We start from the raw sequence: 13,564 nt of genomic DNA on the forward strand, positions 1-13,564 counted from the left end.
GGAAGAACACTCATGCCCGATCTCGATATCGCGATTCTTGCCAATGCGCTGCAGGAGGCGGCCGCGGTCGAGATCCTGCCGCGTTTCCGCAATCTCGGTGACGGCGATGTCAGGATCAAGACCGAGGCCATCGACCTGGTGACGGAAGCGGACGAGGCGGCGGAACGATTGATCCGGGCGCGGACCGAGGCGGCGATGCCGGACGCGCTGTTCGTCGGGGAGGAATCAGTCGCGGCCGATCCGGACCTCCTGCCGAAGCTTGCCGATGCCGATCTTGCCGTCGTCGTCGACCCGATCGACGGGACCTTCAACTTCGCCGCGGGACTGCCGCTGTTCGGGGTGATGGCGAGCGTGGTGTCGAAGGGTGAGGTCGTGGCCGGGATCATCTACGATCCGATGGGCAATGACTGGGTGATCGCGGAGAAGGGCTCGGGTGCCTGGCTCTGCGGTCCCGACGGATCGCAGACGCAGATGGGCGTGGTGCCGCCGGTGCCGCTTGCCGACATGGTCGGGATCGCCAATGCGAGCTACGTGCCGATCGAGGAACGGCGTGGGCTGCTGACGCGGCTCGCCGAAGTGAGGCTCTTCACCACCTACCGATGCGCCGCGCACGAATACCGCATGTTCGTCGGCGGTCACGTGCACTTCCTGATGTATCGCAAGCTGATGCCCTGGGATCATCTGGCCGGCGCGCTGATCGCGGCGGAAGCGGGCGCGCATGTAGCGAGGCTCGACGGATCGGCCTATCTGCCGAGCCATGTCGACGGCGGTCTGCTGGTGGCACCGGACAGGGAAAGCTGGGAGATGCTGTCGTGCGAGGTTTTTCGTCCCGCCTGAGCCCGCTTGTCAGCCCAAAAGAGAAGGCCCGCGGAGCGATCTCCGCAGGCCTTGTCGTTTCCGGGGACTGACGAGCTCTCAGACCGGCGCGTTGTGCGCCTGGAACAGCTTTCCCTTTTCGGCGATCAGTACGAAGACGAGGCCGATGACGGAGACGGTGAAGAAGCCGGCGACCATCGGGATCGCGGTGCCGTTGAAGGCCTGGCCGATGACCGCGCCGATCAGGCCGCCGCCGATCGTGCTGAGGAAACCGAGAACGGAGGACGCGGTGCCGGCGACATGGCCGAGCGGCTCCATTGCCAGAGAGTTGAAGTTCGAGCCGATCCAGCCGAACTGGAACATCGCCAGAGCGAAGAGTGTGATGAACAGCGGGAACGGCATTGGCGACGGGCCGACGAAGTGTCCGATCAGCCAGACCAGGTTGATCATCAGGAAGCCCACCAGCGCGCCGTGGGAGAGCCGGCGCATGCCGAAGCGGCCGACGAGCTTGGCGTTGATGAAGGACGACAACGCCATAAAGATCGCAACCGCCGCGAAGGCGACGGCAAACCACTCACCGAGCTGATAGATGTCGATATAAATCTGCTGCGCCGAGTTGATGAAGGCGAACAGCGCTCCGAAGATAAAGGTGCTGGCCAGTGTGTAGCACAGCGCGATGCGATCGGAGAGCACGATCCGGAAGCCCTGGAGCACGATCTTCGGCGTGAAGGCGCGACGCTCGGAGACGGGCAGGGTTTCGGGGAGCCGGATATAGGTCCAGAGACCGACCACCAGCGCGCCCAGCGCCATGAAGACGAAGATGAAGTGCCAGTCGGCGAACAGCATGATCACCTGTCCGGTGCCCGGCGCGATGACCGGCACGACCATGAAGACCATCAGGATCAGCGACATGGCCTCGGCCATGCGGCGGCCGCCGTAAACGTCGCGGACGATCGACACGGTGATGACGCGCAGCGACGCGGCGCCGACGCCCTGGATGGCGCGCAGCACCAGCATGACCTCGAAGCTCGGCGCGATGACGGCGCCGAGCGAGGCAATGATGTAGAGCGCGAGACCGAAGAAGATCGGAATACGACGGCCGAGCCGATCCGAGGCCGGGCCGTAGAAAAGCTGTGCCGCGCCAAAGCCCAGGAGGAAGGCGGAGACGATATACTGGTTGTGGTTGGGATCGGTGACGCCGAGGTCGGCGCCAATGATGGCAAGCCCGGGCAGCATGCTGTCGATGGCAAGCGCCGTCAGCGACATCAAGGCTGCCATCAGGGCAATGAATTCGACCCGGTGCATAGCGCCGAGCGCCGGCGGGTTTTCCGATTGACTGGACATGACTTTCTTTCAAGCAGCGACAAGGCGCCGCGGGGGCAGCGCCTTGTCATGAAACCATTAAATTTTAAAGGGTCGCGAGACCTCAGGCAGCGCCGCGGACGGCGATACCGTTTTCCTGGAGATGCGATTGCAGCTCGCCGGCCTGGAACATCTCGCGGACGATGTCGCAACCGCCGATGAACTCGCCCTTGACGTAGAGCTGCGGGATCGTTGGCCAGTTGGAATAATCCTTGATGCCCTGGCGGATTTCGCTGTCGGCAAGGACGTTGATGCCCTTGTAGTCGACGCCGAGGTAATCGAGAATCTGCACGACCTGGCCGGAGAAGCCACACTGCGGGAACTGTGGCGTGCCCTTCATGAAGAGAACCACATCGTTGGTCTTCACTTCATTGGCGATGAATTCGTTGGCGCTCATGGCATATCCTTTCACATGCGGGTTCAAGGTCCGCTGCTTTTTGCTTGCCCCTAAATAACATGTCGGTGGCCAAATTCCAGCCGACCGCCGAAAAAACCGTGATGGTGCGGATAAGCTGCCGGCGCTTCAGACTGAAGCCTACTGGGTCGCCCCGCAGCGCGTATCGCCCGTCTTTTCCAATGTCTTTGCCTGAAGGTCGAAGGCGACGTGCTCGAGGATGACGGAGCCGAAGCCGTTGGCCTGGTTCTCGGCGTATTCCGGGCAGGTCGCTGACGTTGCCTCGCCGGCGCGCTGCCAGAACGATATGAAGCCATCCTCGATGTCATATTCGTCCGCCGGTGCGTCGAGAACTTTCTCGCCTGTGGACAGATCGAAGACGACGAGATCGCCTTCCGGGCCGGTCGACCGGGTTGTGACGAGGAAATCGGCGGTGAGTTCGCCGTACCAGAGCGGGTCTCCGGCCTCGCCGATGACGATGTCCGCACCCTGTGCATCGAATACACAGTCCGCCGGCGCTTCCGCCCCATCGAGAACTGTGACGGCGAACTGCGACCCTGGTTCTTCATCGTACTCGCGTACAGCGACGTTGAAGTTTTCATTGGCGTGGCAGTGTATTTCGCCGGCCTGGGCCTTGAGAGGGAGCTGGGTCAGCATCGCGGCGGATGCCCACGCGGCGATCATCAGACTACGGAGGATCATGGTCGGTCCGCCTCGTTATCGGGATTTCTGCCGGCTACGCTTGGCGGCGGTCCGGCGCCGGCTCACCTGCTTGCGGGCCGGCTTGCGCACCGTCTTCTTGCGAACGAAGCGGCCCGTTGTGGCCGAGCGCGTCTGACGTTTGCGACGGCGCGTCGTCTTGCGGCCGGTGGTCTTCTTCAGGACCTCCTTTAGGACGCCTTCGATGACGTTTTCGACGATTTCCGCGACGAGCCCCTTCGCCATGGCGGTATCACCTTATTCCGGAATGGAGGTTTGGAGGGCAAGCGCGTGGAGAACGCCGCCCATATTGCCCTTCAATGCGTCATAGACCATCTGATGCTGCTGCACGCGGGTCTTGCCGCGGAAGGCTTCCGCCACGACTTCCGCCGCATAGTGATCGCCATCGCCGGCCAGATCGCGGACCACGACTTTCGCGCCGGGTATGCCCGCCTTGATCATATCTTCGATTTCGCCGGCCTTCATTGCCATCGGTATGCTCCCTGTTATTCCGCGGCAAAGGCCATGGCCTTGCCGTCCATGAACTCAGGAAACCACGATTCATGGGCCAAACGCAATTGGTCCACGGAGACCGAGAGCACGCCTTCCACGGCAAGCGTAGAGCCGCCCACCGTGCCGAGACGGCGGAAGGGAACGCCGGCACCTTCTGCATTGGCGCAGAGGAAATTCGCCATGTCGGCCGGGACGGCGACCACGTAACGGGCCTGGTCCTCGCCGAAGAGCAGGGCGTGGGCGGGGCCACGGCTTTCGGTGAGGTTGACGGACATGCCCTTGCCGGACGCCATCGCCATTTCGGCAAGCGCGACCGCAAGGCCGCCGGAGGAGATGTCGTGGCAGGCGGTGACCTGTCCATTGCGGATCGCCGAGCGCACGAAGTCGCCGTTGCGGCGTTCGGCATGGAGATCGACTTCCGGTGGAGGACCATCGGTCAGGCCGAGGATGTCGCGGAGATAGACCGAACTGCCAAGGTGGCTGCCGTCGGTGCCGATCAGGATCAGGTGGTCGCCATCCTGGGCGCTGCCGATGCGGGCCATCTTCGACCAGTCGGGGAGCAGACCGACGCCGGCGATGGTCGGGGTCGGAAGGATGCCGACGCCGTTTGTCTCGTTGTAGAGGGAGACATTGCCCGAGACGATCGGAAAATCGAGCGCAAGGCAGGCCTCACCGATGCCCTTGATGGCATGCACGAACTGGCCCATGATTTCCGGGCGCTCGGGATTGCCGAAGTTCAGGTTGTCGGTGGCAGCCAGCGGCTCGGCGCCGGTCGCGGTGATGTTGCGCCAGCATTCGGCGACCGCCTGCTTGCCGCCCTCGAACGGATCTGCCTCGACGTAGCGCGGCGTCACGTCGGAGGAGAAGGCGAGCGCCTTCTTCGGGTGCGTGTCGACACGGACGACGCCGGCGTCGCCACCGGGAAGCTGCAGCGAATTGCCCTGGATCAGCGTGTCGTACTGCTCGTAGACCCATCGACGGCTCGACTGGTTGGGCGAGCCGACCAGTTTCAGGAGGGCTGCCGAATAGTCATCCGGTTCGGCGACGAGGTTGGCGGGCAGGGCGCCGCGCCTGCCGGGCTCGCGCCATGGGCGGTCGTATTCCGGCGCCTGGTCGCCAAGATCCTTGATCGGCAGGTTGGCGACTTCCTCGCCCTGATGGATGACGCGGAAGCGCAGATCGTCGGTGGTGTAGCCGACGATCGCAAAGTCGAGGCCCCATTTGACGAAAATCGCCTTGGCAACCTCTTCCTTGGAGGGTTCAAGCACCATGAGCATGCGCTCCTGGCTTTCCGACAGCATCATCTCGTAGGCGGTCATGCGCTCCTCGCGCACCGGCACCTTGTCGAGGTTGAGCTCAATGCCGAGATCGCCCTTGGCGCCCATCTCGACGGCCGAGCAGGTGAGGCCGGCCGCACCCATATCCTGGATGGCGATGACGGCGCCGGTCTGCATGAGTTCGAGGCAGGCTTCCAGCAGGCATTTCTCGGTGAAGGGGTCGCCGACCTGGACGGTCGGGCGCTTCTCCTCGATCGACTCGTCGAATTCGGCCGACGCCATCGTCGCGCCGCCGACGCCATCGCGGCCGGTCTTGGCGCCCAGATAAACGACGGGGAGACCGACGCCCTTGGCTTCCGACAGGAAGATGCCATCGGCTTTGGCGAGGCCGGCGGCGAAGGCATTGACGAGAATGTTGCCGTTATAACGGGCGTCGAATTCGACTTCCCCGCCGACGGTCGGCACGCCGAAAGAATTGCCGTATCCACCGACTCCGGCAACGACGCCGGCAACCAGATGCTTGGTCTTCGGATGATCCGGCGCGCCGAAGCGCAGCGCGTTCATGGCGGCGATCGGACGCGCGCCCATGGTGAAGACGTCGCGCAGGATGCCGCCGACGCCGGTCGCCGCACCCTGGTAGGGCTCGATGTAGGACGGGTGATTGTGGCTTTCCATCTTGAACACGACAACATCGCCGTCATCGATGTCGACGACACCGGCGTTTTCGCCCGGTCCCTGGATGACGCGCGGACCCTTGGTCGGCAGGGTGCGCAGCCAGCGCTTGGAGGATTTGTAGGAGCAGTGCTCGTTCCACATGGCGGAAAAGATGCCGAGCTCGGTGAAGGTCGGCTCGCGGCCGATCAGATCCAGAATCCGCTGGTATTCGTCGGGCTTCAGCCCGTGTGCGGCTACGAGTTCGGGAGTGATCTGGATCGTATTGGAGATCGTCATCGCTTTTCCTGGGACGGCTGCCGGTTCGGGATTGCGGCCTCTTTAGCGCATGTGACGGGCAAGCGCGACAGGAAAATGGCCGTTTCAACGGCTTAGCGCCTGCCGGACCCCGGGGCGCCCGTCACGCGACGCTGTCGTAGCCGGCTGCGCCGTTTTCGAGCAGACGGCGGACGATCTTCATGCCGCGCGAGACCTCTGTACGGTCTTGCGACGAAGAGAAGCCGAGACGGACGCGGTGGCTCACCTTTTCTGACCGGCCGGCCTTGAATTCGTTTTCATCGTCGATGAGGACGCCGTCATTGTAGGCCGCCTGCTTGAATGTCGCCGACAGCCACGGCTCGGGAAGCTTCAGCCAGAGGAAGGGCACGAAGGTATCCGAGCGGAAGTCGAAGCCTGCGAGTTCCCTTCGGGCGATCTCGACGCGGGCAGCAATCTCCCTGCGGCAGAGATCGCGGATGCGCGCTGCTTCGCCTGACAGCACGAACCGGGCACCCAGTTCGGCAAGCAAAAACGGCAGGCCCCCGGTCATCATCTTGTGGGCGATGCGGACCCGCTGTGCGAAATGCGGCGGGCAGGCGACCCAGCCGCCGCGGACACCGGCGGCGACCGATTTCGACAGGCCGTCGACGACGAAGGTGCGCTCCGGCGCGAAGGTGGCGATCAGGGGGAGGGCCGAGTCGGTCAGGGCGCCATAGAGATTGTCCTCGATCAGCCAGACATTGTGCCTGCGGGCGATATCGGCGATCGCCTTGCGCCGCTCGACCGGCATGGTGGCAAGCGTCGGGTTCTGTGTCGTCGACATCACGAAGGCCATCTTGGGATGTTGCTGGATGCAGACCCGTTCGAAGTCGTCGGGCTTCACGCCCTCGGCATCGGACTCGACGAGCGCCGTCCGGCGGCCTGCCAGACCGGCGGCGCGCGAGACCTGGGAATAGGTGAAATGCTCGAAGACGATCTTGTCGCCGGGGCTCGTCAGCACGGTCAGGACAGACATGATCGCGGCATGGGCGCCGAGCGTCGGCACGATCGTCTCGGGCGCGGGGCGCCAGCCGTTGCAGGCCAGCCACTCGGCGCCCGCCTCGAACCACTGGCGTGGGAAAGAGCGCGTGTAGCTCGCGATATCGGTCGCGTGGTCGCGCGTGATCTCCGCCATCAGGCCGCTCAGAACCTCGGCCTGCCCGACATCGGGTGCGGCGGTGCTGTCGAAGCGGATCTTGTCGTCCGGTGCGACGAAGGGACGGGTGCCGGCGAGGCTTGCGCTGACGGGATCGTTGGCCGCCTCGCCATTGGGGCGGGGTAGCACATAGGTTCCGCGTCCGACCTCGCCGCTGACCAGGCCGCGCTCGTGCAGCAGCGAGTAGGCGCGGGTTATCGTCCCAATTGTCACCTTTACGTCGAAGGCGAGGTTTCGCTGTGGCGGGAGCTTGCTACCCGCCGGAAGATGGCCGGTCATGATGGCATCCTCCATCTGATCGGCAAGGCGAACATAGAGCGGACCTTTGCCCGCCGCGAGATTGGGAAGCCAATTTGTCATGGGGACAATTCTCTACATTGGCATAATGTCCCTGTCAATATAGATGACAATTCATCCGAAACGCCCGATGTGGCAGGTGCAATATGCGTAGATATGACGAATATCTCATCACAATCGATACAATCTACCCCGATAGCTATGTCAGGGAGTCACAGTTTCTCGCAAGCGGCGACCTGTTGGCGCCAGCGCCGATGCCGGCGCCGCGCAGCGGGATTTTGGGATTGGTGGATCGGTGGCGCAATTGGAACGCACGGCGCGCCGGCCGGCTTTCGCTGCGGGATATGTCTGACGAGCAGTTGCGCGATATCGGCGTGTCGCGGCTCGAGGCGATGTCGGAGGCGGGTCGTTCTCGCCTGCTGACCTGGTTCTGAGCTTCCGCCGCTTAGACCTCCGCCCCTGGCGGAAGCACGGATCCGGCGTTGCGTCTCCCCGACCCCGTGACGCCGGATCCGTTCAGCAGTCGGTATTGCCGGCAGCCCAGCGCTGGACATCCTTGCCGATACGACCGGAAATCGTCTCGCCCATCATCGGGCCGAAGGCTTGGAGGCGGGCGGGCTTTCCTTCGGCCTGCACGACGAGCAGGGGGCGGATGTCGCTCGAGCCCTTGCGGACGAGAAGAATGCGTGGCCGTCCGGAGAAGGATGTCAGTTCAGGTGCGAGCGAATAGGACTTGAATGCCGGGTCGCCCGATTTGAACCAGCAGCGATTGGCGCCGACGGCGACCTTTTCCATGATGTCGAGCGCCGAAGGCCCCCCGGCCGGCGTCGTCGCCTTGGGCTGGCAGCCGACGAGGGCCATGAGGGCGAGCAGGGCGGTCGCACCGAGCGCTTTGCGCATGTTTTTCAAACCTTCACGCAGCAGCGATGACTTCGAGGGCGGAGGCGAAGATCGCGCGTCCGTCATTGCCGCCATGGGCGGCCTCGATCAGGTTTTCCGGATGCGGCATCATGCCGAGCACATTGCCCTTTTCGTTCATGACGCCGGCGACGTCATTCACCGAACCGTTGGGATTGGTTCCATCGGCATAGCGGAAGACGATCTGACCGTTGCCCTCGAGCGCCTTCAGCGTTTCGTTGTCGGCGAAGTAGTTTCCGTCATGGTGTGCCACTGGGCAGCGGATGATCTGCCCGGTTTCGTAGGCCCGCGTGAAGTCGGTGTCGGAATTGACCACTTCGAGCTTCACCTGGCGGCAGACGAATTTCAGCGAGGCATTGCGCATCAGCGCGCCAGGCAGCATGCCGGCTTCGACGAGGATCTGGAAGCCGTTGCAGACGCCGAGAACCTTCACGCCGCGCTCAGCCGCCTTCTTGACCGCCTGCATCACCGGCATACGGGCGGCGATCGCGCCGCAGCGGAGATAATCGCCGTAGGAGAAACCGCCGGGGATGACCACGAGGTCGACATCGGGCAGGTCCGTCTCGGTCTGCCACACCGTCACCGGCGCCTGTCCGGAAATCTTGGTGAGCGCGGCGATCATGTCGCGGTCGCGGTTGAGGCCTGGAAGCTGGAGAACGGCTGATTTCATGGCTGGTGCTCAAACCTTGCTTGGGCTTCCTGGAGCTCCCGCAGCTCCAGGCGATTTTCGATGCGATCGAGACGGTCCAGAACCTGGCTCATCGTCCCATGCATATTGTTGAGGTCGCCCTGCATTACATGCATGTAGTTGCGGAGCGAATTGATATCTTGACGCGTTTCCCGCTGGCCATCCTTGATGGTCGAAATATCCGCCTGCAGTTTCCGCAGAATTTCGAACATCAGTTCCTGCGTCTGGTCGGCCATGCCACCGCTCCTTCAACCCTCAGGCGATGGAGATAGTATAATTCTCGATGACCGTGTTTGCGAGGAGCTTTTCGCACATGGCCTTGAGGTCTTCCTCCGCCTTTGCCTTGTCGGCGCCATCAAGTTCAAGGTCGAAGACCTTGCCCTGGCGGACATGGCCGACGCCGTCGAAGCCGAGGGTTGCGAGCGCGCCTTCGATCGCCTTGCCCTGCGGATCGAGAACGCCATTCTTCAGGGTGACGGTGACACGGGCCTTGATCACTGGAATTTCCCTCTTCCTTACTTCACCAGAACCGGGCCGGTTCCACGGATCGGTTCGTTCTCGTTGATGATGCCAAGCCGGCGGGCTACTTCCTGGTAGGCTTCGAGAAGCCCGCCGAGATCCTGGCGGAACCGGTCCTTGTCGAGCTTTTCCTTGGTCTCGATGTCCCACAGCCGGCAGCTGTCGGGCGAAATCTCGTCGGCAAGGATGATGCGCATCATCTCGCCTTCGAACAGGCGACCGCACTCGATCTTGAAGTCTACGAGCTGGATGCCGATGCCGAGGAAGAGGCCTGACAGGAAGTCGTTGACGCGGATGGCGAGCGCCATGATGTCATCGAGTTCGGCCGGATTGGCCCAGCCGAAGGCGGTGATGTGCTCCTCGGAGACCATCGGGTCGTCGAGCGCGTCGGACTTATAGTAGAATTCGATGATCGAGCGCGGCAGAACGACGCCTTCCTCGATGCCGAGACGCTTGGCGAGCGAGCCGGCGGCGACATTGCGCACGACGATCTCGAGCGGGATCATCTCGACTTCCTTGATCAACTGCTCGCGCATGTTGAGGCGGCGCAGGAAGTGGGTCGGGATGCCGATCTTGTTCAGGTGCGTGAACAGGTATTCGGAAATGCGGTTGTTAAGGACACCCTTGCCGTCAATGACGTCGTGCTTCTTCTTGTTGAAAGCCGTGGCGTCATCCTTGAAGAACTGGATCAGCGTGCCCGGCTCCGGACCCTCGTACAGGATCTTGGCCTTGCCCTCGTAAATACGGCGGCGACGGTTCATGGAAAAATTACTCTGCTGGTTGGCGCCTCGCGCGGGGCGCAGTGGATCGGCAATTGAAGCGGTCCCATAAAGGAAAACATCCGTTTTCACAATGCAGCTGTTGTTCCTCACGGATATTTCCGACAAACCGGTAACGACTCAGGGAAACGACAAACTTCGCATTGCACTTTCTACAGCCTTTTGATTAATGGGGAAACGCGCCATCAAGAAGGCAAGAGATTTCGGGAGAACGATATGAGTGGCATGAGCGACCGGGAAAAAGCGTTTGAAAACAAGTTCGCGCACGATCAGGACCTGAAGTTCAGGGCTGAAGCGCGTCGCAACAAACTGCTTGGCATCTGGGCTGGCGGACTGCTTGGCAAGACCGATGTCGATGCTTATGCCAAGGAAGTCGTAGCCTCGGATTTCGAGGAAGCCGGCGACGAGGACGTGTTCCGCAAGGTCAAGGGCGACCTGGCTGCCGGCGGCGTGTCCGTTTCGGATGAGGAACTGCGCGCCAAGATGCTGGAGCTTCTCGGCGTCGCCGTGGAACAGGTTCAGAACACCTAATATCAGGACAGATTTTTCAACGCCCCGTGTCGTTGCCCGATAGGGCCGTGGCGGGGCGTTTCCATGTCTGGCCTTTGAGGAAGGTTTCCGTCTGGTCGAACGGCATGGGGCGGGCGAGTCCGAAACCCTGAAGGACATCGCAGCCGAGGTCGCGCAATACCTCTACATGGGCGTCGGTCTCGACCCCCTCGGCGACGACCTTGACGTTCAGGGAGTGACCGATCTCGATGATCGCCCGGACGAGCTGCCGCTGCTCGCGGGAGTCAGGCACCTTGCGGATCAGCTCACGGTCGATCTTCAGCGCCTGAGGATTGAGGCGCAACAGGCTGACGATCGACGCATGGCCGGTGCCGAAGTCGTCGATCTCGATGGAAATTCCCAGCCTGCGCAGAAGCCGCAGGTTCTCCTTCACCTGCGCGTCGAAATCGTCGAGGAAAATGGATTCAAGGAGCTCGAAGGACAGCGCGCCGGGCGGGATCTCGATTCCGGCCAGCGCCTTGCGCAGGTTCGGATCGTGCAGGCGCCTTGAGGAAACGTTGACCGACAGCTTGGGAATGGAAAAGCCGCGCTGGCGCCAGAGGCGCATGTCGGCCAGCGCCTTGTCGAGCACGCGACCGTCGATATCGGAGACGACGTTCAGATCGTCGGCGGCCTTCAGGAACAGATCGGGCGTCAAAAGGCCACGCTCGGGGTGCTGCCAGCGCGCCAAAGTTTCGACGCCAGCGACGTCAAGCGTCCGGGCGTCGAACTGGAACTGGTAGACGGGAACGAACTCGTCCTGCTCAAGCCCGCGCAAAATGTCGTCCGACAAGCGCTTGGTGCTGACGGCGCGGGTCTGGTCGTCGTCACGGAAGAACTCGAACCGGTTTCGGCCGCGGTTCTTGGCGTGGTAGAGCGCCATGTCGGCGTTGAGCAACAGCTGGCGCGCATTGATGACGGGCCCGCGTGACACGGCGACGCCGATGCTGCTGCCAAACCGGCATTCATGTCCCTCGATGGTGACGGGGCGGCGGGTGTGATCGATGAGGCGCTCGGCGAGTTTGCCGAGCCGCTTCTCCGGTCCCTCGAACTGAACGAGGACGACGAATTCGTCGCCGCCGATGCGAGCGACGAAATCACCTGCGGCGACCTCGGACCGCAGGATAGATGCGGCGTGACGGAGCAGCGCATCGCCGGCATTGTGGCCGAGCGTGTCGTTGATCTGCTTGAAGCGGTCGAGATCGATATGAAGCACCGCGAGACGTTTGTGCGTCAACCGGCAATGCTCTTCCATCTGGTCCAGCATCGCATCGAGATATCGCCTGTTGGGTAGGTCGGTCAGGTGATCGTGGAGCGCGATATGCTCCATGCGCTGGCGCGCGCCTTCCAGCTCGCGATTGCGCGCCTCGGCCAGCGTCTTTGCGCTGTCGAGCTGCTGGTGCAGGGTGATATCGTCGGAGACGTCCCAGGTTACACCGAGAAGGCGCCGGCGGCCGTTCTGGTCGATGATGGTCGTTGCCCGCGAGCGCAGGTGGCGAATCTCGCCGTCGTTCTTCCTGAATATCCGGAACTGGTCGTAGAACTCATCGCCGCCCCGGATCGCATTTTCGGAATTGCCGATCGCGCGGTCCCGGTCGTCGGGATGGAGCATGCTCTGCCACGTGCCGTTCGGCAGTATCCGGCCGGGTCCCTCCACGCCGTAGATGCGCATCACGCGCTCGTCCCAGTAGACCTCCATCGTATCTAGATCGGCCTCGAACACGCCGATCTTGGATGTCTCCAGCGCAAGTTCCAGCCGCGCGGTCATCTGCCGCAACATTTCCTCGGCGTTTTTGCGCGCCGTGATGTCGATGTCCGTGCCGATGATTCGGGTCGGCTGGCCTTTGTCATCCCACTCGACGCAGGCGCCGCGGCACTCGATCCAGACCCAGTGACCGGCCTTGTGGCGTTCACGATATTCGAACGCCATGTAGTCCGGATCGCCGGCGTTCTGCCGTTCGAGGGCGTGGCAGACGCGATCCCGGTCGTCGGGGTGCAGGAGCTGGAGCCATTCCTCCGCCGTTGCAGCCGGCATGTCGTCGGGGCCCAGACCGCGCAGGTGCCGCCACGTTTCCGAGTAGTACATCTCGCCGGTTTTGAAATTGTGATCCCAGACTCCCGTCGCAGCACTGGTGAGGGCCTGATGCCAGCGACTTTCATGTCGAGCAAGTTCCGCCTCGCGCTCCGCGCGTTCGCTGATGTCGACAAACTGTAGCAGAATGGCGGCGCGTGTGCGGCGATCATCCACCTGGCTTGTCAGCGCCAGGACCGTGGAACGTCTCCCATCGCCGGCGGTGAGGATCAGGTCGCAAGGCGGCGGCGTGCTTCCCGTCAGAGCGGCTGTCAGGTTGGCCTGAAGTCTCGGCTGGTCGGCGATATCAACGAGTTCGAAACATGATGATGTACCGGGACGTCGTGCGCTGCCCGTCAACCGATGGAACGGTTCGTTCATCGCGAGGACGGTACCGGATACATCCACGATGGCCGCGGCTTGCGGTAGGGCCTCAAGATATGCGGATCGCTCCTGCGGCGTCGCCTCGCGGCTCAAGGGTAAGGCGGAACTGACGGGCACGGCCAACTCGTCTGCAAGCAAAACTAGAAGGCTGACTATGTGTATGCGCAGATTAA

Annotated in this window: 16 protein-coding genes; 3 read left to right on the forward strand and 13 right to left on the reverse strand. The window is 62.7% G+C overall.

Annotated features, from left to right (window positions below):
* Positions 1-12: 12 nt before the first annotated feature.
* Positions 13-837: an inositol monophosphatase family protein gene (locus tag J5J10_RS06405; RefSeq protein ID WP_211929268.1), complete on the forward strand. Its 825-nt coding sequence runs from the start codon at positions 13-15 to the stop codon at positions 835-837.
* A 78-nt stretch (positions 838-915) separates the two neighbouring features.
* On the opposite strand, the gene J5J10_RS06410 is transcribed toward J5J10_RS06405, so the two are convergent.
* The 7 genes from J5J10_RS06410 to J5J10_RS06440 all read right to left on the reverse strand — a co-directional run bounded on the left by J5J10_RS06410 (position 916) and on the right by J5J10_RS06440 (position 7,546).
* Complete coding sequence (locus J5J10_RS06410; RefSeq protein ID WP_211931158.1) at positions 916-2,121, reverse strand: multidrug effflux MFS transporter; 1,206 nt, start codon at positions 2,119-2,121, stop codon at positions 916-918.
* 121 nt (positions 2,122-2,242) lie between these two features.
* Positions 2,243-2,575, reverse strand: coding sequence for a Grx4 family monothiol glutaredoxin (grxD, locus tag J5J10_RS06415; RefSeq protein WP_211929269.1), 333 nt, complete (start codon positions 2,573-2,575; stop codon positions 2,243-2,245).
* Positions 2,576-2,713: 138 nt separating this feature from the next.
* On the reverse strand, positions 2,714-3,274 hold the full coding sequence (locus J5J10_RS06420) for a hypothetical protein (protein ID WP_211929270.1): 561 nt from the start codon (positions 3,272-3,274) through the stop codon (positions 2,714-2,716).
* A gap of 15 nt (positions 3,275-3,289) precedes the next feature.
* Positions 3,290-3,517, reverse strand: coding sequence for a hypothetical protein (locus tag J5J10_RS06425; protein WP_211929271.1), 228 nt, complete (start codon positions 3,515-3,517; stop codon positions 3,290-3,292).
* A 12-nt stretch (positions 3,518-3,529) separates the two neighbouring features.
* Positions 3,530-3,763, reverse strand: a complete 234-nt coding sequence (locus tag J5J10_RS06430) for a BolA family transcriptional regulator (RefSeq protein WP_208551281.1) — start codon at positions 3,761-3,763, stop codon at positions 3,530-3,532.
* Positions 3,764-3,777: 14 nt separating this feature from the next.
* Positions 3,778-6,012 (reverse strand): phosphoribosylformylglycinamidine synthase subunit PurL, encoded by a 2,235-nt coding sequence (gene purL, locus J5J10_RS06435; RefSeq protein ID WP_211929272.1) that lies wholly within the window; start codon positions 6,010-6,012, stop codon positions 3,778-3,780.
* Between the two features lie 121 nt (positions 6,013-6,133).
* Positions 6,134-7,546: a PLP-dependent aminotransferase family protein gene (locus tag J5J10_RS06440; protein ID WP_211929273.1), complete on the reverse strand. Its 1,413-nt coding sequence runs from the start codon at positions 7,544-7,546 to the stop codon at positions 6,134-6,136.
* Between the two features lie 83 nt (positions 7,547-7,629).
* Between J5J10_RS06440 and J5J10_RS06445 the strand changes: the two genes are divergently transcribed.
* Complete coding sequence (locus tag J5J10_RS06445) at positions 7,630-7,917, forward strand: DUF1127 domain-containing protein (RefSeq protein ID WP_211929274.1); 288 nt, start codon at positions 7,630-7,632, stop codon at positions 7,915-7,917.
* 82 nt (positions 7,918-7,999) lie between these two features.
* Here the strand turns inward: J5J10_RS06445 and J5J10_RS06450 are convergent, their stop codons facing one another.
* From J5J10_RS06450 to purC, 5 genes are read right to left on the reverse strand one after another with little or no spacing between them, the layout of a single operon-like run.
* Positions 8,000-8,383, reverse strand: a complete 384-nt coding sequence (locus tag J5J10_RS06450) for a hypothetical protein (RefSeq protein WP_211929275.1) — start codon at positions 8,381-8,383, stop codon at positions 8,000-8,002.
* Positions 8,384-8,396: 13 nt separating this feature from the next.
* Positions 8,397-9,071, reverse strand: coding sequence for a phosphoribosylformylglycinamidine synthase subunit PurQ (gene purQ / locus J5J10_RS06455; protein ID WP_211929276.1), 675 nt, complete (start codon positions 9,069-9,071; stop codon positions 8,397-8,399).
* The gene (locus tag J5J10_RS06460; RefSeq protein ID WP_208551275.1) at positions 9,068-9,325 is read right to left on the reverse strand and encodes a hypothetical protein; all 258 of its coding nucleotides are present in this window, start codon (positions 9,323-9,325) and stop codon (positions 9,068-9,070) included. Before J5J10_RS06460 ends, purQ begins: the two co-directional genes overlap by 4 nt.
* 19 nt (positions 9,326-9,344) lie before the next feature.
* On the reverse strand, positions 9,345-9,587 hold the full coding sequence (gene purS / locus J5J10_RS06465) for a phosphoribosylformylglycinamidine synthase subunit PurS (RefSeq protein ID WP_208551274.1): 243 nt from the start codon (positions 9,585-9,587) through the stop codon (positions 9,345-9,347).
* A gap of 17 nt (positions 9,588-9,604) precedes the next feature.
* On the reverse strand, positions 9,605-10,369 hold the full coding sequence (gene purC / locus J5J10_RS06470) for a phosphoribosylaminoimidazolesuccinocarboxamide synthase (protein WP_208551273.1): 765 nt from the start codon (positions 10,367-10,369) through the stop codon (positions 9,605-9,607).
* A 234-nt stretch (positions 10,370-10,603) separates the two neighbouring features.
* On the opposite strand from purC, the gene J5J10_RS06475 reads away from it, so the two are divergent.
* A complete protein-coding gene (locus J5J10_RS06475; protein ID WP_208551272.1) occupies positions 10,604-10,918 on the forward strand; it encodes a DUF1476 domain-containing protein in 315 nt (104 codons plus the stop codon).
* A gap of 16 nt (positions 10,919-10,934) precedes the next feature.
* Here J5J10_RS06475 and J5J10_RS06480 read toward each other — a convergent pair whose 3' ends face one another.
* Entirely contained in the window at positions 10,935-13,508 is a 2,574-nt protein-coding gene (locus J5J10_RS06480) for an EAL domain-containing protein (protein WP_349252043.1), read from the reverse strand.
* Between the last annotated feature and the right edge of the window lie 56 nt (positions 13,509-13,564).

The organism is Ciceribacter sp. L1K23 (assembly GCF_018122705.1).
Taxonomy (GTDB): domain Bacteria; phylum Pseudomonadota; class Alphaproteobacteria; order Rhizobiales; family Rhizobiaceae; genus Allorhizobium.